Raw genomic sequence first — 19692 nt, forward strand, 5'->3', positions numbered from 1 at the left:
CCGGACGCCGGACGGATCGGAGTCCACGAAGCTGGGCTGAGACGTAGACATGTGGAGCCGCCATGCGTGTGTTTCACATGGCTCTCATACAAGACGGCAAGGTTGTGGACCAGAGTAACTCGCGCGCTCATAGGCACCTCTCGTTTCACGGAAAGGCGAAGGCGCCGAGCCCGACGTCAAATCTTTCCTGGAATTGCTTCAGGAGGCGCTATGCAGCCGATGCGCGGCTTTCCCGCGGATGTCAGACCGCGGCCTCCAGGGACATCTCCGTCCGTGCCAGGAGTTCGAGCGCGGCCTCGACGACAGGATCGACTTCCAGGCGCCAGACACAGCATGCCTTACTCGGATCGGTCCGGCGGCACAGGTCGCCGCCGACGCAGTCACAAGGCATGGAAGGCCTGAGCGAGATGCTCGGCACGCCGACCGGCGCCCAACGGACCGGGTTGGTCAGGCCGAACAGGCCCACCACCGGTGTGCCTGCCGCAGCCGCTATATGCATGGGCCCGCTTTCATTGCCGAGAGACAGCCGCGCCTCCTTGAGCAGCGCCAGCAGAGTTTCCAGCTCCAGCATGCCCGCCAAGTTGACGACACGCGTATTCGCCGCCGCGATGATCCTGTCGGTCGCCTCGCTCTCGTCCGGACCGCCGACCAGAACCACCCGCAGGCCGGTTTGCCGCACGATCCTGTCGATTGCTTCGGCAAAGCGCTCCGGCTGCCAGCGCCGGCCCACGAAGCTTGCCCCGGCATGAACGGCAATGAAGGCGTTTGGCTGAATTTTGTGCCTGGCGAGCAGCGCCAGGGCACGTGTCGTCTCGACGGGCAGCGGCCGAATCGCCGGAACCCTGACGCGCAGGGCGATGCCAAGTGCCTCCAACGGAGACAAGTAGCGATAGAGATAATGCTTTTTGCCGAATCCGAAGGGCTTCATCCTGACATTGGTGGGTTGACGTTCGTGCCAGCGCAAAGGCCGCTCCGTCGGAAAATAGCCGACCCTGACCCGGGCGTTGACCAGTCCGGAAATGATCCGCGAGGTCTTGGAGTCGGTGATGTCGATGGTCATGTCAAAGCGGTGCTGCCGCAAAGTCCGCACTGTGCGGAAGAGCTCGCGTCCCCTCTGGAGCGGCGAACCCCGCATCTTGCCACGACTGAAGGGGACGACCTCGGTGGCAATGCCGTGCGCCGTCAGAAAGTCGGCGAAATGCGCTTCGCACAGAAACACGATCCTGACGCCCGGATATTGAAGCTGCAGGTTTTTCGCCAGCGCCGAGGCCAGCACGATGTCGCCGATGAACTTGGTCTGCAGGATCAGGATCGAGCGGCAAGCGGACGAGGAAATCTGCAACATGGGCTTCCGTCACCAATGAATTCGGTGTCGGAAACTCCCCTGAAACGATGTCGAGATTCAGAGCCGTCACGCACACGTTCGCGTGACATTGCATACAAAACCGTAAGGTATCGGGACGCCGCTGCCCGAAGCCTGTCAGGCGCGTTTTGCCGCGCTCTTCGCCGCAGCCACCGCAGCCTGCGCGGCTGCGAGCCTGGCGATCGGCACACGGTAGGGCGAGCACGACACATAATCGAGGCCGACCTCCTCGCAGAAACGGATCGAGGCCGGATCGCCGCCATGCTCGCCGCAGATGCCGAGCTTGATAGCGGGCCGCGTCGCCTTGCCTTTTTCGGCCGCGATCCGCACCAGCTCGCCGACGCCGTCGACATCGAGCGACACGAAGGGATCTTGCTCGATGATACCCTTCTGCCGGTATGTTTCGAGGAAGGAGGCCGCGTCGTCGCGCGAGATGCCGAAGGTCGTCTGCGTTAGATCATTGGTGCCGAAGGAGAAGAATTCGGCCGCTTCGGCAATGACATGTGCGCGGATCGCCGCGCGCGGCAATTCGATCATCGTGCCGGTCAGGTAATCGATCTTGGTGCCGGTCTCCTGCATGACGCTTTGCGCCACCGCATCGATGCGCGCCTTGACGTATTGCAGCTCCTTCACAAGACCGACCAGGGGCACCATGATTTCCGGCACGACCAGCGCCCCGGCCTTGCGGCCGGCCTCGACCGCCGCCTCGAAGATGGCGCGCGCCTGCATCTCAGCGATCTCCGGATAGGAGACGGCGAGCCGGCAGCCGCGATGGCCGAGCATCGGGTTGAATTCGTGCAGCGCCTCCGTGCGCTGCCTGAGCTTGTCGGCTGAAACATTCATGGCGGTCGCGACCTCGGCGAGCTCGGCCTCGGTCTTCGGCAGGAACTCGTGCAGCGGCGGGTCGAGCAGGCGGATCGTCACCGGCAGGCCGGCCATGATCTCGAACAGCTCGAGGAAGTCCGAGCGCTGCATAGGCAGGAGCTTGTCGAGCGCTGCGCGCCTGTCCTTCTCGGTGTCGGCCAGGATCATCTCGCGCATGGCGACGATGCGGTCGCCCTCGAAGAACATGTGCTCGGTGCGGCAGAGACCGATGCCCTCGGCCCCGAAAGAGCGCGCCATGCGCGCGTCGAGCGGCGTTTCGGCGTTGGTGCGTACCTTCATGCGGCGCGCGGCATCCGCCCACTCCATGATGGCGGCAAAATCGCCCGAGAGCTCCGGCTGCAACATGGCGACCGCGCCCTTCAGCACCTGGCCGTTGCCGCCGTCGATGGTGATGATGTCGCCCTTGCGGAAGGTCTGGCCCATCGAGAGGAGCGTGCCGGCCTTGTAGTCGACGCGCAGCGAGCCCGCGCCGGACACGCAGGGCTTACCCATGCCGCGCGCCACCACCGCGGCGTGGCTGGTCATGCCGCCGCGCGTGGTGAGGATGCCTTCGGCGGCATGCATGCCGTGGATGTCTTCCGGACTGGTCTCGATGCGCACCAGGATCGCCTTGCGCCCTTGCGCCCTGGCGTCCTCAGCATCGGCGGACGAAAAGACGATCTCGCCGGTGGCGGCGCCCGGCGAGGCGGGCAGGCCCATGCCGATGACGTCGCGCGCCGCCTTCGGGTCGATGGTCGGATGGAGCAGCTGGTCTAGCGAGGCCGGATCGATGCGGCCGACCGCCTCCTCCTTGGTGATCAGCGCGTCCTTCGCCATCTCGACGGCGATCTTCAGCGCCGCCTTGGCGGTGCGCTTCCCGGAGCGGGTTTGCAGCATCCACAATTTGCCGCGCTCGATGGTGAATTCGAGATCCTGCATGTCGCGGTAGTGCTTTTCCAGCCGGTCGGAGATGTCGACGAAGGCCCGGAAGGCGTCGGGCATAAGCTTCTGCAGCGACGGCTTGTCGGAGCCGGCGGCGATGCGCGCCGCCTCGGTGATGTTCTGCGGCGTGCGGATGCCGGCCACCACGTCCTCGCCCTGGGCGTTGACCAGGAACTCGCCGTAGAGCTGCCTGTCGCCGGTCGAGGGGTTGCGCGTGAAGGCGACGCCGGTTGCGGACGTGTCGCCCATGTTGCCGAACACCATGGCCTGGACATTGACCGCCGTGCCCCAGCTTTCCGGGATGTCGTGCAGGCGCCGATAGGTGATGGCGCGGCTGTTCATCCAGCTCGAGAACACCGCGCCGATGGCGCCCCAGAGCTGCTCGTGCGGATCCTGCGGGAAGGGCTTGCCGAGCTCTTCCTTAACCTTGGCTTTGTAGAGCGAGATCACGCCTTGCCATTCTTCGGCCGTCAGCTCGGTGTCGAGTTCATGGCCGAGGCTGGCCTTCTGGTCCTCGAGGATTTCCTCGAACACTTCGTGGTCGAGGCCCATGACGACGTCGGAATACATCTGGATGAAGCGGCGGTAGCTGTCATAGGCAAAACGCGCATCGCCGGAATCCGCGGCCAGAGCCTCGACCGTCTCGTCGTTGAGACCGAGATTGAGCACCGTATCCATCATGCCGGGCATGGAGGCGCGGGCGCCGGAGCGCACCGAGACCAGAAGCAGCTTCGACGGATCGCCGAAACGGCGGCCGGTGATCCGGCCGATATGGTCAAGAGCAGCGACGACATCCGCCTCGAGCGCTTCGGGATAGGTGCGGCCGTTGGTGTAATAGGCATTGCAGACCTCAGTGGTGATGGTGAAACCGGGCGGCACCGGCAGCCCGAGGCTGCACATCTCGGCCAGATTGGCACCCTTGCCACCGAGAAGGTTGCGGTCGCCGGCACTGCCCTCGGCGGCGCCATCGCCGAAGGTGTAAACCCACTTAGTCATGCTTGCCCTCCAGTTCGTGGAAGATAGAAACAGCCGGACCACGGCCCGGTTCCCCGCCTTCGCGATCCGAGCGATAGGATGCTGCAGTGCGAAAGGCAAGCACCGGCCGGGCGCCCGCCGCAACTACAATCGATTAAGCAAAAGCTGCGTCAAAAAGACTTGCCGGAGGGTATGGCGCGATATAGAACATAACAGGAACGTAGTGGAGTAGCGTGATGAAACTCAACGGAAAACTCGACTATCTTGAGCTCCCGGCGACGGGCGGCACGCTGGACAGCGTCAAATCCTTCTACAGCGCAGCCTTTTCGTGGTCGTTCACCGACTACGGCCCGACTTATTCCGCCTTTGCCGAAGGCCTCGACGGCGGCTTCCAGGCAGATGCCGACGAAGCGCCGGCCAAGCTGCTTCCGGTCATCTACTCCGAAAATCTCGAGGAAACGCTAGACGCGGTCGAGAGTGCCGGCGGCACCATCGTCAAGCCGATCTTTTCCTTCCCGGCGGGCAGGCGGTTCCACTTCACCGATCCGGCCGGCAACGAACTGGCCGTTTGGGGACATTAGGGAGTCGCAATTTCGGGTTGTTTGCTGTTGACAGCCGGAGGGCAGCCGGGCTCATTCCAATGAACGGCGGCAACCTCCAACAGCAAAAGCAGACTGATGAAATTCGGCTCAAGCGGTGTTCGGGGTCTGGCTTCCGAATTGGTCGGACGGCCGAGCGGACTCTATACCGAGGGTTTTGCCCGGCGCTTGCGGTCGACCGGCTTTCGGCAAGGCGAGGTCTTCGTCGGGCGCGACCTGCGCGACAGCAGTCAAACGATAGCCGAAGACTGCATGGCGGCGCTGGCCGCAAGCGGCTTCCAGCCGGTCGATTGCGGCCCCATCCCCACACCCGCGCTTGCCTTCTATGCGCGCCTGCATGGCGCCGCGGCGCTCATGGTGACGGGCTCGCATATTCCCGCCGACCGCAACGGCATCAAGTTCTATGGGCCGAAGGGGGAGATCGACAAGCAGGACGAGGCCGCGATCACCGCTCATGTCGCGGAGCTGTCGGACCGGTATCCCTGGCCGCCGGCCCATGCGGACTGGCAAACCGGCCATGAACAGGCGCTCGCGGCCTTTCGAGATCGTGTCGACGGCATACTGCCCCCTGGCGCCCTTGCCGGAATGAAGCTCGGTGTCTACCAGCACAGCACTGTGGCGGGGGAGTTGCTGGTCGAGGTCCTGGGATCCTTTGGCGCGGATGTGATCGCCGTCGGCAAAACGGAATTCGTGCCCGTCGACACGGAGGCCGTGAGCCGGGAAACGATGGCGAAGGTGAAGGACTGGGTGCGCGAATTCAAATTCGACGCCGTGCTCTCCGCCGATGCCGACGCCGATCGTCCTCTCGTCATCGACGACAAGGGTGAGATGTTCCGCGGCGACCTGATCGGGCTGGCTACGGCGCTCTTCCTCAAGGCCGAAATCGTGGTGACGCCGGTCACCTCCAATTCAGGCATCTCTGAGGCTTTCGGATTCAGCGTCAGGAGAACGAAGGTCGGGTCCCCCTTCGTCATAGAAGGAATGGACGCCGCGCAGAAGGCAGGCGGCATCGTCGTCGGCTTCGAGGCCAATGGCGGGGTTCTTCTGGGGTCGGATTGCCTGGTGAACGGCAGGACCTTGTCCGCGCTGCCGACGCGGGATTCATTTTTGCCCATCCTGGCGGTGCTGGGCACGATGGCATCGACGGGCAAATCGCTGTCCGGCCTGCGCAAAACCTGGAACCTTCCGGTCTGCGCCAGCGAGCGGCTCGAGAACTTCCCTGTCGAGAAATCGCGCGGCTTGATGCGCAAGCTAGCCGGCCGCGACGCGTTGCGGCAATTCCTTGCCCCCTTCGGCACCGTCGCGGATATCGATGAGACCGACGGCCTCAGGGCACGGATGACAAGCGGCGAGGTCATCCATCTGCGGCCTTCCGGCAACGCTCCCGAATTCCGTTGTTACGCCGAGGCCGCCAGCCATGACAGGGCGAGCGAAATCGTGGCAATGGCGCTGGAACGGGCGCGGGACACCACGCTGGCAGATGATTGAGAGGCCGTATAACGAAAGTGGCGACGGCGGTTGCCGCAGGCCGGGAGCGCGGACCGTTCAACAACAACGCGCACTCGCGCCCCGCATCCCGCTCGATCCCCGAAAGCACCGATGGCAAAGACAGCGTTGATAACCGGCATTACGGGGCAGGATGGCGCCTATCTGGCCCAGCTCCTGCTTTCGAAGGGTTACACAGTCCACGGACTGGCGCGACGGTCGAGCACAGCCGAGGTCAACACCGCGCGCCTGAAATGGCTGGGGATCGAGAACGACGTGCGGATCGTGGATGGCGACCTCACGGACCTGTCGGGCCTGGCCCGAGCCATGCGCGACATAAGGCCGGACGAGGTCTACAACCTTGCCGCACAGTCTTTCGTCAAATCCTCCTGGCAGCAGCCGATCCTGACGGGCAACGTCACCGGCATCGGCGTCACGAATGTTCTCGAGGCGCTGCGTCTCGAAATTCCCGAGGCGCGTTTCTATCAGGCTTCGTCGTCGGAAATGTATGGCCTTATCCAGGAGCCGATGCAGTCGGAGACCACACCTTTTCATCCCCGCTCCCCCTATGCGGTAGCGAAGGCCTACGGTCACTGGATCACCGTCAACTATCGCGAGAGCTTCGGCCTGCACGCATCGAGCGGCATCCTGTTCAATCACGAATCGCCGCTGCGCGGCATCGAATTCGTGACACGCAAAGTCACGGACGCCGTCGCGCGCATCAAGAGGGGCTTGGCAAGGGAACTGCGCCTGGGCAACATCGACGCCAAGCGCGACTGGGGCCACGCCAGGGACTATGTCCGCGCCATGTGGCTGATGCTGCAGCAGGATCAGCCCGACGACTACGTCGTCGCCACGGGCAGGACGACGACGGTGCGCGACATGTGCAGGATCGCCTTCGAGCATGTGGGGCTGAAGATGGACGACCATCTCGTCATCGATCCTGACCTGTTCAGGCCGGCGGAAGTCGAAATCCTGCTCGGCAATCCGGCCAAGGCAAAGGCGAAACTCGGATGGGAAGCGACGATCTCCCTGGAAGAGATGATTCGTGAAATGATGGACGCCGATCTGGCGCGCCACACGGCAGCCAGGCGTTGAAAGGAAGCTCTTGCATTTACGGGTCGATGCTTGATGCACCGTCTTCCGCCACGCATCCGCATGCGTCGTGGTTCGTGAGGGCGGCATGCGGGTTTTGATAACCGGCGCCAACGGTTTTGTCGGTCCGTATGTACTGGACGCGCTGCGCAGGATTTGCGGCCACGAGATTGCCGTTGCCGCGACCTCAAAGGATGGTGGTCCGCATCCCGCTTTCGGCCAGGTCGAAGTGTTGGACGTGACCGACGCGACTGCCGTGCAGGACGCCGTTGCCCGTCACCGACCTACACACGTGATTCACCTGGCGGCGGTCGCGGCATTGGGTGCCGCCCAAGCCGATCCCCGAAACACGTGGCGCATTCATGTGGGCGGCGCGCTCAACCTGGCCAACGCCATCCTCGACAAGGCCCCGGACTGCTGGCTGATCCATGTCGGATCTGGCCTGGTCTATGGCGAAAGCGCAAAGACCGGACGACCGCTCGACGAAAACACGCTGCTTGCTCCGATCGACGACTACGCCGTGACCAAGGCCGCGGCCGACCTCGCGCTCGGCGCACTTTCACGCCAGGGATTGAAGTGCGTCCGGATGCGTCCCTTCAACCATACGGGCCCGGGTCAGACGGAAGCCTTTGCGGTCCCGGCCTTCGCCATGCAGATCGCTCGGATCGAAGCAGGCCTGGCTCAGCCGGTCATCCGTGTCGGCAATCTCGATGCGAGGCGCGATTTCCTGGATGTGCGCGACATCGCCAATGCCTATGCCCGCGCGGTCTTGACCAGCCGCGACCTTGCCCCGAACACCATTTTCAACATTGCATCCGGCGTTTCCTGGCGCATGGGAGACATTCTCGATCTGCTGCTCGCGCGAAGCAGCGCCAAAATCGTCACGGAGCAGGAGCCCCTGCGGTTGCGACCGAGCGATCTGCCATGCATCGTTGGCGATGCGACCCGCGCTCGGACCTTGCTTGGCTGGGCGCCCGATCATCCCTTCGAAGATACGCTTGCGGCCGTCCTGGAGGATTGCCGCGCGCGTGTGGCCCAAGCGTAGGCAGGGATGCATCGCCTGTTTCCCGGAGAGCGTAGGCTGAACCGCTGCCGTGGCCCGCGTCGCTGTCGCTTTTAGTTGATTTTCCGGCATTGAGCTTTGCTCCGCCTCGTCCTATAAGGCCGCGCGCAGCGGGCATGCCCCGCCTGCTGGGGCGTCGCCAAGCGGTAAGGCATCGGTTTTTGGTACCGACATTCCCAGGTTCGAATCCTGGCGCCCCAGCCAACTGCCACAGGTCCGTTCCGGACACATAGGTTACGGTTTATAGCGGAGACATGGGTAACACTTTTGGCCCGAAGGGGTTTTGGAGTGGTTCGAGCCTGCATGTCTCATCATCGAAGTATCCCAAATCGTAGTCCATGAAGCTAGCCAGCCAGATGTGGTCCTCGACCTGTTTGATGCCGACGATCTGGCCGGCAAAGACGAGGCTGAGATTGATCTTCCTGCGATTGTAGCAGATGCGGCCGCAGGTGGTGACGGTGACGGCCTTGTCGTGAAACGGATATTCGAGATCGGGCAAGCCGGCATAGGGGCGCTTTGAGGGCGTGTAGCGCTCGGCCGGGCAGTCCATGCCGAGCGCCTGATGCGGGCGCTCTGAGTTGAACTCGTCGATGAAGTCATCGAATCTGGCCTGCTGCTGAAGGAAGTTGGCGCCTGCCGGTTTGGTGGTTTCCTTCTTCAAGGTCAGATGCATGCGTTCATGACGTCCGTTCTGCTGCGGGCAGCCCGGCTTGATGCGCTCGATGTCGATGCCCAGGCGCAGCCACCAGACCGACAGCTTGCTGAGATTGAACAACGCATTGGGGCTGGCGAAGGGGACGCCATTATCGGTGCGGATCGCACTGGGCAGGCCGAACTCTTTGAAAACGCCTTCGAACACGGTGAAGGCATAGGCTTCCTTGGTGGTCGACAGCGCTTCGCAGGCGATCAGGTAGCGGCTGGCGAAGTCGGTGATCGTCAGCGGATAGCAATAGCGCCGATCAGCGAGCATGAACTCGCCCTTGTAGTCGGCACACCACAGATCATTGGGTCGACAGCTATTTGAAAGCGGTGTTCCCGTCGCCTTGTTGCGCCGGCGCGTGCGATGCTCGACCATGCCGTGCCGGTCCAGAACCGCGTGCACCGTCGAGATCGCGGGCCGGTGCACATCGGGATATAACCGGGCCAGCCGTTCGCGTATCTTCGGTGCACCCCAAGTCGGCTTGTCTTGCTTCAGGCGCACAATCAGCTTCTCGATTTGAAACGGAACCTGATTGGCGTGGCGGTAGGGCCGGCGCGAGCGATCCGTCAGCCCCTCCAGGCCGCTGTCATTGTAGCGCGTAAGGATCTTGTAGCCGGTCTTGCGCGAGATATCGAACTCCCGGCAAAGCACGGCCATCTTCTCGCCGTCCAGCAGCCGGGCGACGAACTTCAACCCCTCGTCCATGACGTTACACTCCTTCCAAGGCACCTTGCTCTCCTTGCAAAGGGCCGAAAGTGTAACCCATCTATCCGGTATGAACTGTCACCCATCTCTCGGGAAGGGCAATCAAGCAGATCCGGCCATTTTGACGCTATTTCGAACGGAAACCGATCTTTCCTGCGATTGCTCCCGTCAGCCAACGGAGGCCGGCTTCGGAAGCCATCGCTTTTCGACAAGGCAAACCATTGTGTAGGCAGGGTCAAAAACGTTTCCGACGTGATACCGGACAACTTGGCCCATCAGATGCGAAGCGGCCTCGGCGGACAAGCCATAGTCAGTGGTCAACCAGTTGAGCATATCCGTGGTCGCGTGCTGCAGGGCCTGATCAAGCGGGCGAGCGTTGCCAACAGAGAAAATATGAGTCTCGTTCTCACCGCGAGGCCATATCAGCCGCCTGTTTTTTTCCACGGTTAAGCGAAGCTCGATTTGAAAACAGGTTTCGATCCCGGTTCCGACAATCTCGCCATCGCCCTGCGCGGCATGGCAATCGCCGGCGAAGAAGAGCGCACCCTCCACGGCAACGGGGAACCAGACGGTCGCACCAGGCCGAAACCCGCGATAATCCATGTTGCCGCCATTTTCTGCGCTGGTCGCAGTGGAGAAAGCCTGGCCCATCGATGGCGCCACGCCAAAGCAGCCAATCATCGGTTCGACCGGCAACACGAAGTTCTCAAGTTCTGATGGCGGCTCCTCCAGCATCACCGTTTGCGATTCGAGATCGATCCGCCAGGTGACTTTGTCCCGTGCCGGCAGATTGCGAGCAGCCTCTGGATCGACAACGTTCGCAGCCAAGGACGAGATCGTCCAGCCGGAGGGGCGGATCGGGTCCATGCGCAGGATGTCTACGCGGAGCGCGTCGCCAGGTTCCGCCCCGGTCACGAAGATCGGCCCGTTCATCGGGTTTGGTCCTCGTGCCTGTTGCACACCGTTCTTGTCGAAGCCCCGAGCGTCCAGTGTTTCCGTCGCCACGATATCGCCGGACGCGATTGTGAGCGCCGGCGCGACCGTACCGAGGACATTGTGCCACGTGGTGTTGATGAGCTTGTGCGTTGCCATGGAATGGCAGTAGCGAAGGCGTTGCCGCGCGGCAAGTGGGGATCGCGCTCCTGGCACGCGATCCTTTCGTTCGTATGGCGAGTTGTGATGCACGACAGCCTGGCGCCGGCCCGATAAATCCAGTGCCCGGCCTAAACCTTTTCTGCGTCCAGGCGTTGTTGTCCGCCCGAGCCGGGTTCTCCTGGCGGGTGGGCAAACGGCCTGCGGAGAGGTTCAACCGATGTATTTCATGGCATTGGCCACCGACTATGACGGCACGCTGGCGCATGACGGCCTGGTCGCGGCCAGCACGATCTCGGCACTGGAGAAGCTGAAGAAGTCCGGGCGCAAGCTGATCCTGGTCACCGGACGGGAACTGCCCGATCTCAAGGAGGTCTTTCCCGAACTTTCCCTGTTCGACAAGGTGGTCGCCGAAAACGGCGCGCTGATCTACACGCCGGCCAGCGAGGAAGAGCGCACGATCTCGCCCTCGCCTTCCGCGGATCTGGTCGACAGGCTCAAGAAGCGCGGCGTGAAGCCGCTGTCCGTCGGCCGCTCGATCGTCGCCACCTGGGAGCCGCACCAGGCCACCGTGCTCGACGTCATCAAGCAGCTTGGGCTGGAGCTGGAGATCATCTTCAACAAGGGCGCCGTGATGATCCTGCCTTCCGGCATCAACAAGGCGACCGGGCTGGCGGCAGCGCTCGAAGACCTGAAGCTGTCACCGCATAACGTCGTGGCCGTTGGCGACGCCGAAAACGACCACGCCTTCCTCAGGTCGTCCGGCTGCAGTGTCGCGGTGGCCAACGCGCTGCCCGCCGTCAAGGACACCGCCGACCTCGTCACCAAGGAGGCGCGCGGCAACGGGGTCGAGGAGTTGATCCGCAAGCTGATCAAGCACGATTATCTGCTGGCTAAGAAACGTTTGCGCGGCGTGCTGCTCGGGACCTCACACGGCAAGGACATCTATTTGTCGCCGATGGAAACAGTGCTGATCGCCGGGAGCTCGGGCATCGGCAAATCGACTTTGGCGACGGCGCTCACCGAGCGGCTGGTCGAAAAAGGTTTGCAATTCTGCATTTTCGACCCTGAGGGCGATTATGACGGACTGAAAGGCGCGGTGCCGCTCGGCAACGGCTCGACCGCGCCGAACAAGGAACAGTTGCTGGAACTGATCGAGAAGCCGCAGACCAATGTCGTGGTCAACGGCCTGGCGCTGAAGGTCGATGAGCGGCCCGACTTCTTCGCCGAATTGCTGCCCGGCCTCGGCAATGTCCGCTATCGCACGGCAAGGCCGCACTGGTTGATCATTGACGAGGCGCATCATTTGATGCCCAAGCGACGCGGAGATACGCGATCCGTGCTTTCGATCGAACTGCCCGGCACCGTGCTGATCACTGTCCATCCCGAAGCAATCTCGACCGATGCGCTCGGCCTGGTGACGGCGGTAATCGCGCTTGGGCCCAAGGCGAAGGGCGTCATCAAGACCTTCTGCAAGGAAACAGGTATCCAGGCGCCAAAAGACATTCCAATGCCCGAGGGCGACCGGGTGCTGTTCTGGCGGCCGCACGACGGCAAGAAACCGTTCACGGTCAAGGCGATCGAGCCCGAGCAGTCGCTGAAGCGGCACAGCCGCAAATATGCCGAGGGCGAGCTCGACGAGGCGGGCAGCTTCTATTTCACCGGGCCGAAGAAGGCGATGAACCTCAGAGCCCATAATCTCATCATCTTCGCGCAGATGGCGGAAGGCATCGACGACAGGACGTGGGAATACCATTTGCGCGCCGGCGACTATTCCAAATGGTTCCGCCAGCAGATCAGGGACAAGGACCTCGCCCGAGAAACGGCAGAAGCGGAGAAGAACAAGACATTGTCGGCCGACGAAAGCCGCAAGCTGGTGATCGACGCCGTGCGCCGCCGCTATACCGCGCCGGCCACCGCTCCGGAAAAGTAGATCGATTCCCTAGAGCAATTCCAGGAAAGTGTGAGCGGTTTTCCGTCCGGAATTTGCGTCAAAACAAGGAGATAAGGTGGTTCGCCGTTTCCGTGAAACGGTGAAACGCCCTAGCGAATCAGTCCGAGTTCTCAGCTCGCCTCACGCATCGCCTCGGCCGCCTGCAGGTCGACCGAAACCAACTGGCTGACGCCCTGCTCAGCCATGGTGACGCCGAACAGCCGGTCCATGCGCGCCATGGTGATGGGGTTATGGGTGATGATGACGAAGCGCGTCTCGGTGGTCTTCGCCATCTCGTCCATCAGGTTGCAGAAGCGCTCGACATTGTGGTCATCCAGCGGCGCGTCGACCTCGTCGAGCACGCAGATCGGCGCCGGATTGGTGAGGAAGACGGCGAAGATCAGCGACATCGCCGTCAGCGCCTGCTCGCCGCCAGACAGCAGCGTCATCGTCTGCGGCTTCTTGCCGGGGGGGCGGGCGAGGATTTCCAGCCCCGCTTCCAGCGGATCTTCCGACTCGATCAGCTGCAATTCGGCCGTGCCGCCGCCGAACAGGTGCGAGAACAGACGCTGGAAATGGCCGTTGACGATCTCGAAGGCCGACAGCAGCCGTTCGCGCCCTTCGCGGTTGAGGCTCTGGATCGCCTGCCTCAGCTTGCGGATCGCCTCGATGATGTCTTCGCGCTCGGAGACGATGGTCTCCAGCCTGTCGGACAGCTCCTTCTGCTCTTCCTCGGCGCGCAGGTTGACGGCGCCGAGCCGCTCGCGCTCGATCTTCAGCCGGTCGAGCTGGCGTTCGATGTCGGCCATGTCGGGCATCTGATCGTCAGCTTCGAGCCCGGTGTGCTTGATGACCAGATGCGGCGGCGTGTTCAGCGCTTCCTGGATGCGCGCCTCGACCTCGGCGCGGCGCTCGTCGGCCGCTGTCAGCCGCTCCTCGGCGCGGACGCGGGTCTCGCGCGCTTCGGCGAGCGACTGGATGGCGGCGGTCGCCGCCTTGTCGAGCTCGGCCTGCTTGTTCTCCGCCTCCTGCAGGCGGTCGCTCGCCGCCTGGCGCAGCGCCTCGGCCTCGGAAAGCTGCGTCAACAGCGCGCGGCGCTTGGCGTCGATCTCGTCGGGCGCATCGGCCAGCCGCTCGCGCTCGGCTTCGGCCTCCGCCTTGCGCTCGCCAAGCGCCGCGATCTGCGTCGAAGCATTTTCGGCGCGCTCCAGCCAGTTCTTGCGCTCGGCGCCGATGGCATCCAGCCGGCGCATGCGCGCCTCGGCCTCGCGCCGCAGCCCTTCATGCACGGCGCGCGCATCGGCAAGCGTGGCGCGGTCGCGCGAGACGTTGGCGGAAGCCTGTTCGAGCTGCAGTTGGAGATCGCCGAGATCAGGCGCGTCCTTCAGCATCTCCTCGGCCTCGAGGAAAGCGGCCTGCGTCTCCTCGTGGCTGTCGACGATGCGGGCACGGGCTTCATCCAGAGCAGCGCGCCGGCTCACCAGCTCGCTGCCGGCCTTCTCGGCCTCGGCCAGCGCGTTGCGGGCGGCATCCAGCGCATGCTGGGCGTCGCGGCCACCCTGACGCGCATTGCGTTCGGCCTCGCTTGCCTGGCGCATCGCCTGCTCGGCGCGCGCCAGCGCTTCCTCGGCCTCGCGTACGACGCGCGTCGCCTGCACGGCTTCGGCATCGAGCTCGGCCAGACGGTTCTTCTGCGCCAGCCGCAGCGCGGCGGCGGTCGGGGCATCGGCGCTCGCGGTCAGGCCGTCCCAGCGCCAGAGCGCGCCGTCGCGGCTGACCAGCCGCTGGCCGGGCGAAAGCTGCGCCTGGAGGCGGCGCCCGTCCGCGGTATCGACGATGCCGATCTGCGCCAAACGGCGGGCGAGTTGCGCCGGCGCGCGCACGATGCTGGCAAGGCTTTTCACGCCTTCGGGCAGTGACGCATCGCCCGGCTGGATCGCGCTTTCGCCCCAATGCACCGGTGCGCTGCGGTCGAGCGGGACGTCGAGGTCCTCGCCCAACGCCGCGCCCAGCGCTGTCTCATAGCCGCGCTCGACGCTGATCTGCTCAAGCACAGAGGGGAAAAGATCGCCGCCGCTGGTGGCGTTGAGGATCTTCGCCAGCGTGCGCGCCTCGGTCTCGATGCGCGCCAGTTCCGCCCTGGCGTCCTGCAGCGGCGGGCGAGCGGCGCTTTCGGCGGCGCGCGCCTCGGCGACGGCCTGCTCGGCGGCGATGGCGCCGGCCTCGCTCTCTTCCAGGCGGGCAAGCGCATCCTCAACCAGAAGGCGCTTTTCGGCCGGATCGGGCAAGCCGGAAATGCGCGCAACGATATCGGAAAGCTCGCGGTCGACCTCGGCCAGCTGGCGGGCGAAGCGGTCGCGGCGCTCGGCGGTCTCGCGCAAACTGCGCTCGATCTGGTGGCGCGAGGCGGCCGCCTCGGCGCGTTCGGCGGTCAGCGCGGCAAGTTTTGCCTCGCTCTGCGACAGCGTCGCGCCGGCCTGCTCGAAGGCGGCACGCGTGGTCGCCTCGCGCTCTGCGGCGCCTGCATTGTCCGAGTTGAGCTCAGCCTCCTCGGAGCGCAGGCGCTCGAGGATATCGGCATTGTCGCGCACCATCCGCTCCTCGCGGGCGATATCGGCATCGAGCTGCTGCAGCCGGCGTTCGAGCTCGGCCTGGCGCGAGCGGATGCGGCCGGCCTCTTCCTCGATCTGCGTCTTGGCGATCGACAGGCGCTGGAAGGCGGCGGCCGCGGCGGCTTCGGCGTCGCGCAGGTCCGGCAGCCGGTGCGCGGCGATGCCCTGCTCCCTGGCTGCCGCCATCTGGGCCGCGGCGCGGTCGCCGACCAGCGTGGTGGCAACGGCGAGCGCCGAGCGCGCCTCGCCTTCCTGGGTCTTGGCCAGCGTCCAGCGCAGATGCAGAAGCGTCGCTTCCGCCTTGCGGATGTCGGCCGACAGGTTCTTGAAGCGCGAGGCCTGGCGCGCCTGGCGCTTCAGGCTGTCGATCTGGCCTTCCAACTCCCCGACGACGTCGTCCAGCCGCTCGAGGTTCTGTTCGGCCCCTTTCAGCCTCAGTTCCGCCTCATGGCGGCGCGTGTGCAGGCCGGAAATGCCGGCGGCCTCTTCCAGCAACGCGCGGCGGGCTTGGGGTTTCGCCTGGATGAGCTCGCCGATGCGGCCCTGGCCGACCATGGAAGGCGAGCGCGCGCCCGTCGACTGGTCGGCGAACAGAAGCTGCACGTCCTTGGCGCGCGCTTCCTTGCCGTTGATGCGGTAGAGCGAGCCCGCCTCGCGCTCGATGCGGCGCGACACCTGCAATTCATCGGCATCGTTGAAGGCGGCTGGCGCGGTGCGGTCCGTATTGTCGAGGAAAAGCGTGACTTCGGCGGTGTTGCGCGCCGGCCGCGCGCCGGAGCCGGAGAAGATCACGTCGTCCATGCCGGACGCGCGCATGTTCTTGTAGGAGCTTTCGCCCATCACCCAGCGCAAAGCTTCGACGAGATTCGACTTGCCGCAGCCATTCGGCCCGACAATGCCGGTCAACCCGCGTTCGATGACGAACTCGCCGGGCTCGACGAAGGACTTGAAACCGAGGAGGCGAAGGCGCGAAAACTTCATTCGCGCCGCCCTACCCTACAGGCCAGAGCGCCGAAGCCGGACCGCTTCGGCGCGGCCTGGATGTCAGAGCAGAGGGTCGATGATGGCCGACATTTCCTCAATCGACATCGCCCCTTTGTAGGTCTTTCCGTTGATGAAGAAGGTCGGCGTCGAGTCGACCTTGAACTCGTCCGCTCCGCGTTTCTGGACTGCTCTCACATCGTCCAGAAGCTTCTGGTCCGTCAAGCAGGCTTCGAAGGACTCCTGTGTAAAACCGGCCAGCTTGGAGATCTGCAGCAGTGCTTCCTTGGTGTTGCTGACGCCGACCCAGCTCGGTTGCTGCTTGAACAGCACGTCGACCATGGCGAAGTAGTTGTCCTTGGAGCAGCGCGCCAGCATGAAGCCAGCCTCGGCGCTCGGGTCGAAGGGAAATTCGCGCAGAATGTAACGGACCTTGCCGGTGTCGATATACTTCTTCTTCAACTCAGGAAAGGTCGTGTCGTTGAAATGCGCGCAATGCGGGCAGGTCATCGAAGCGTATTCGACGATGGTGACCTTGGCGTCGTCCTTGCCCAACTGCTTGTCGGGCAGCGCACCGGGCTTGAGCAATTCCGCCATATCGACGGTGCCTTGCGCCTCCGGTGCCTGAACCGCCGCCGGCGTGGCCGCGGGCTTGGCAGGCGTCGACGGGTTGGCAGGCTTGACATCGGCCGCCTTCGCCTCCTCGCCGGAGTCGCTGCATCCGGCAAGCAGCGCCACCGCAGGAACAGCGGCCAGCGTGGTCAGAAGGTTTCTGCGTGACAAGCTATTGCCAAACGGGCTTTTGCCAAACGGGGCACGGTTCATGCGAATCACCTGATATCGGTTGGATTTTGCAATGCAAGGGCTAGAAAAGGCGAGAGTTGGCGCGAATTAAGGCATCGCGATCCCCAATCCAATCGCGAAACTCGATCATAAGCATCACGAATGCGCGAGATTGGCGACGCATTCACGACGCTTCTTACGACCCTTTCGGCTTCCTTTCACCCATAATTGTGGCGCCAAGCCGCTCCAGCGAAGCGCGCAGGCCATCGTCCTCGATCTTGCCGACCAGATGCGAAAGCTTCGATTTCTCGGCCTCGCTCAAAGGCCGCGGCGCCGGCTTCGGCCGCGCCTTTTGCGAAAGCACCGGTTTTTGCAGGATTTTGATGCGGCCGACCGCGTTGAAGCCAAGGAAGGCGTTGACGCGGTTGATGACCTCGCCGGCCTCATGCTGCAGATGCAGCGCCGCCATGCCTTCGCAGGCGATGATCAGTGTCGCCGGCTCGAACGGATCGTCTTCATGCAGGCGGCGCGGCCACTGGATCTTCTCCGGCCGCGAATGGCTGGCGAGCCGCGACCCGGCGATCTCTTCCCAGGACTGCACCAGCCCGATCGAGATGCCGGCGCGCTTCTTCAGCACCGGATCGAGGATCTCGGTCGCGAGATCGCTGACCGGAACGGGATTGCCGAAGGGCCTTTTCCCTGCCATGTGCGTTCTCCAATCCCCAGTTCATCCGATCAATGGCACCACTAAACCAGACCCGCAAGGCATCACAGCAGGCCGCCTCCGGCGATATCGGCATCGCGTCCCGCCTGCTTGCCTGGTATGACGCCCACCATCGCGACTTGCCCTGGCGCGTCGCGCCTCGCGCGTTTGCGCGGGGCGTGCGGGCCGATCCCTATCGCGTCTGGATGTCCGAGGTAATGCTGCAGCAGACCACGGTCGAGGCGGTGAAAGCCTATTTCCGCAACTTCGTCGAGAAATGGCCGACAGTCGAGGCGCTGGCGGCCGCGCCCGCCGAGGACGTGATGAAGGCCTGGGCCGGGCTCGGCTATTATTCCCGGGCGCGCAACCTGAAGGCCTGCGCCGACCTCGTGGCGCTGCGGGGCGGCCGCTTTCCCGACACCGAGGCGGGCTTGCGCGAATTGCCCGGCATCGGTGCCTACACCGCGGCGGCGATCGCGGCGATCGCCTTCGACCGACGGGCGGCGGTCGTCGACGGCAACGTGGAGCGGGTCGTGACCCGGCTTTATTCGATCGAAACGCCGCTCAGCGAAGCCAAGCCGCAAATCCGCGCGCTGGTCGAGAAGCTGGTGCCGCGAACGCGGCCCGGCGACTTCGCCCAGGCGATGATGGATCTCGGCGCGACGATCTGCACGCCGAAGCGGCCGCGCTGCATGCTCTGCCCGGTGCGAGGGGATTGCAGCGCCATTCTCACCGGCGATCCGGAACGCTTCCCGGTCCGCCTGCCGAAGGACCACAAGCCGCTCCGCAAGGGTGCTGCCTTCGTCGCCGAGCGCGACGACGGCGCCATCCTACTGCGCAAACGGCCGGAGAGAGGATTGCTCGGCGGCATGACGGAGGTGCCGACCACAGGTTGGACGGCGCGGACCGATGGCGCCACGACGGCCGACGCCGCGCCTTTTCCAGCCGATTGGCGGCGCGCCGGGCAGATCGGCCATGTCTTCACCCATTTCGCGCTCGAACTCGAAATCTTTCATGCCCACATCAAGGGCGATGCGCCGGCAGGGCATTTCTGGTCGCTGGCCCATGAAATTTCCGGGGAAGCGCTGCCTATCGTCATGAAAAAGGTGATCGAGGCGGCGATACCGGGCGCGACGAAAAAGCAACCTACCCGCTGAAAGGCCTGCAATGACAGAGATACGCCACATCGTCTTCGACATCGGCAAGGTGCTGGTCCACTACGATCCGGACATCCCGTTCAGCCGGCTTATCCCGGACGCTGCGGAGCGGAAATGGTTCTTCGACAATGTCTGCACCAGCGCCTGGAACATCGAGCAGGACCGTGGCCGGACCTGGGAAGAAGCCGAGTCGCTGCTGATCGCCGAGCATCCCGCCCATTCCGAGAACATCCGCAACTTCCGCCGCCATTGGCACGATATGGTGCCGCATGCCTATGACGACAGCGTCGCGCTGCTCGAGGGCCTGATCGATGACGGCCGCGACGTGACGCTACTCACCAACTGGGCTTCGGACACGTTCCGCGAGGCCCGCGCCCGTTTTCCGTTCCTGGACAAACCGCGCGGCATCACCGTCTCCGGCGAGATCGGCCTGATCAAGCCGGACCGCGCCATCTACGACCATCACGTCGCTTCGTTCGGGCTCGATCCGGCGGCTTCGCTGTTCATCGACGACAGCCAGAAAAATGTCGAGGGCGCCAAGGCGGCGGGCTGGCAGGCCGTGCTGTTCACCGACGTCGCGGCGCTTAAAGCGGACCTTGAATGGCTGGGGATTGCGGTCTGATCTGAATCGCTTGCAGCA

At 64.0% G+C, this 19692-nt stretch carries 14 protein-coding genes and 1 tRNA gene; 8 read left to right on the plus strand and 7 right to left on the minus strand.

Annotated features, from left to right (window positions below; genetic code table 11):
• Positions 1-241: 241 nt before the first annotated feature.
• Positions 242-1345 (minus strand): glycosyltransferase family 9 protein, encoded by a 1104-nt coding sequence (locus O7A05_RS18840; RefSeq protein WP_337094491.1) that lies wholly within the window; start codon positions 1343-1345, stop codon positions 242-244.
• A 135-nt stretch (positions 1346-1480) separates the two neighbouring features.
• A complete protein-coding gene (ppdK, locus tag O7A05_RS18845; protein WP_337094492.1) occupies positions 1481-4165 on the minus strand; it encodes a pyruvate, phosphate dikinase in 2685 nt (894 codons plus the stop codon).
• Between the two features lie 215 nt (positions 4166-4380).
• Here ppdK and O7A05_RS18850 point away from each other — a divergent pair, with 215 nt between their 5' ends.
• The 5 genes from O7A05_RS18850 to O7A05_RS18870 all read left to right on the plus strand — a co-directional run bounded on the left by O7A05_RS18850 (position 4381) and on the right by O7A05_RS18870 (position 8590).
• Entirely contained in the window at positions 4381-4725 is a 345-nt protein-coding gene (locus tag O7A05_RS18850; RefSeq protein ID WP_337094493.1) for a VOC family protein, read from the plus strand.
• A gap of 96 nt (positions 4726-4821) precedes the next feature.
• Positions 4822-6231, plus strand: coding sequence for a phosphomannomutase (locus O7A05_RS18855; protein ID WP_337094494.1), 1410 nt, complete (start codon positions 4822-4824; stop codon positions 6229-6231).
• A 111-nt stretch (positions 6232-6342) separates the two neighbouring features.
• Positions 6343-7326 carry a GDP-mannose 4,6-dehydratase gene (gmd, locus tag O7A05_RS18860; RefSeq protein ID WP_337094495.1) on the plus strand — a complete coding sequence of 328 codons (984 nt, stop codon included), beginning with the start codon at positions 6343-6345 and terminating at the stop codon, positions 7324-7326.
• A gap of 85 nt (positions 7327-7411) precedes the next feature.
• Positions 7412-8368 carry an NAD-dependent epimerase/dehydratase family protein gene (locus O7A05_RS18865; protein ID WP_337094496.1) on the plus strand — a complete coding sequence of 319 codons (957 nt, stop codon included), beginning with the start codon at positions 7412-7414 and terminating at the stop codon, positions 8366-8368.
• Positions 8369-8515: 147 nt separating this feature from the next.
• A tRNA-Gln gene (locus tag O7A05_RS18870) sits at positions 8516-8590 on the plus strand.
• Positions 8591-8627: 37 nt separating this feature from the next.
• Here the strand turns inward: O7A05_RS18870 and O7A05_RS18875 are convergent.
• On the minus strand, positions 8628-9815 hold the full coding sequence (locus tag O7A05_RS18875) for an integrase core domain-containing protein (protein ID WP_415927025.1): 1188 nt from the start codon (positions 9813-9815) through the stop codon (positions 8628-8630).
• A 144-nt stretch (positions 9816-9959) separates the two neighbouring features.
• Complete coding sequence (locus O7A05_RS18880; RefSeq protein ID WP_337094499.1) at positions 9960-10883, minus strand: acetamidase/formamidase family protein; 924 nt, start codon at positions 10881-10883, stop codon at positions 9960-9962.
• Positions 10884-11103: 220 nt separating this feature from the next.
• Here O7A05_RS18880 and O7A05_RS18885 point away from each other — a divergent pair, with 220 nt between their 5' ends.
• Positions 11104-12816 carry an HAD family hydrolase gene (locus tag O7A05_RS18885; RefSeq protein WP_337094500.1) on the plus strand — a complete coding sequence of 571 codons (1713 nt, stop codon included), beginning with the start codon at positions 11104-11106 and terminating at the stop codon, positions 12814-12816.
• Positions 12817-12947: 131 nt separating this feature from the next.
• Here O7A05_RS18885 and smc read toward each other — a convergent pair whose 3' ends face one another.
• From smc to O7A05_RS18900, 3 genes are all read right to left on the minus strand, one after another.
• Positions 12948-16409, minus strand: coding sequence for a chromosome segregation protein SMC (gene smc / locus O7A05_RS18890; RefSeq protein ID WP_337094501.1), 3462 nt, complete (start codon positions 16407-16409; stop codon positions 12948-12950).
• Positions 16410-16472: 63 nt separating this feature from the next.
• Positions 16473-17234, minus strand: coding sequence for a DsbA family protein (locus O7A05_RS18895; RefSeq protein WP_337094502.1), 762 nt, complete (start codon positions 17232-17234; stop codon positions 16473-16475).
• A 154-nt stretch (positions 17235-17388) separates the two neighbouring features.
• Entirely contained in the window at positions 17389-17898 is a 510-nt protein-coding gene (locus O7A05_RS18900) for a DUF721 domain-containing protein (RefSeq protein WP_337094503.1), read from the minus strand.
• Between the two features lie 32 nt (positions 17899-17930).
• Between O7A05_RS18900 and mutY the strand changes: the two genes are divergently transcribed.
• Both mutY and O7A05_RS18910 read left to right on the plus strand, forming a co-directional pair.
• A complete protein-coding gene (gene mutY, locus O7A05_RS18905; protein WP_337094505.1) occupies positions 17931-19052 on the plus strand; it encodes an A/G-specific adenine glycosylase in 1122 nt (373 codons plus the stop codon).
• A 10-nt stretch (positions 19053-19062) separates the two neighbouring features.
• Positions 19063-19674, plus strand: a complete 612-nt coding sequence (locus tag O7A05_RS18910) for an HAD family hydrolase (RefSeq protein ID WP_337094506.1) — start codon at positions 19063-19065, stop codon at positions 19672-19674.
• Positions 19675-19692: the final 18 nt, after the last annotated feature.

It is taken from the genome of Mesorhizobium argentiipisi (SeqCode) (genome assembly GCF_037179585.1).
GTDB lineage: Bacteria > Pseudomonadota > Alphaproteobacteria > Rhizobiales > Rhizobiaceae > Mesorhizobium > Mesorhizobium argentiipisi.

What these genes read in the sequence shown, in the direction of transcription:
- O7A05_RS18840 (WP_337094491.1), bottom strand. Translation starts at nt 1,345, where the DNA reads ATGTTGCAGATTTCCTCGTCCGCTTGCCGCTCGATCCTGATCCTGCAG.
- ppdK (WP_337094492.1), bottom strand. Translation starts at nt 4,165, where the DNA reads ATGACTAAGTGGGTTTACACCTTCGGCGATGGCGCCGCCGAGGGCAGT.
- O7A05_RS18850 (WP_337094493.1), top strand. Translation starts at nt 4,381, where the DNA reads ATGAAACTCAACGGAAAACTCGACTATCTTGAGCTCCCGGCGACGGGC.
- O7A05_RS18855 (WP_337094494.1), top strand. Translation starts at nt 4,822, where the DNA reads ATGAAATTCGGCTCAAGCGGTGTTCGGGGTCTGGCTTCCGAATTGGTC.
- gmd (WP_337094495.1), top strand. Translation starts at nt 6,343, where the DNA reads ATGGCAAAGACAGCGTTGATAACCGGCATTACGGGGCAGGATGGCGCC.
- O7A05_RS18865 (WP_337094496.1), top strand. Translation starts at nt 7,412, where the DNA reads ATGCGGGTTTTGATAACCGGCGCCAACGGTTTTGTCGGTCCGTATGTA.
- O7A05_RS18880 (WP_337094499.1), bottom strand. Translation starts at nt 10,883, where the DNA reads ATGGCAACGCACAAGCTCATCAACACCACGTGGCACAATGTCCTCGGT.
- O7A05_RS18885 (WP_337094500.1), top strand. Translation starts at nt 11,104, where the DNA reads ATGTATTTCATGGCATTGGCCACCGACTATGACGGCACGCTGGCGCAT.
- smc (WP_337094501.1), bottom strand. Translation starts at nt 16,409, where the DNA reads ATGAAGTTTTCGCGCCTTCGCCTCCTCGGTTTCAAGTCCTTCGTCGAG.
- O7A05_RS18895 (WP_337094502.1), bottom strand. Translation starts at nt 17,234, where the DNA reads ATGAACCGTGCCCCGTTTGGCAAAAGCCCGTTTGGCAATAGCTTGTCA.
- O7A05_RS18900 (WP_337094503.1), bottom strand. Translation starts at nt 17,898, where the DNA reads ATGGCAGGGAAAAGGCCCTTCGGCAATCCCGTTCCGGTCAGCGATCTC.
- mutY (WP_337094505.1), top strand. Translation starts at nt 17,931, where the DNA reads ATGGCACCACTAAACCAGACCCGCAAGGCATCACAGCAGGCCGCCTCC.
- O7A05_RS18910 (WP_337094506.1), top strand. Translation starts at nt 19,063, where the DNA reads ATGACAGAGATACGCCACATCGTCTTCGACATCGGCAAGGTGCTGGTC.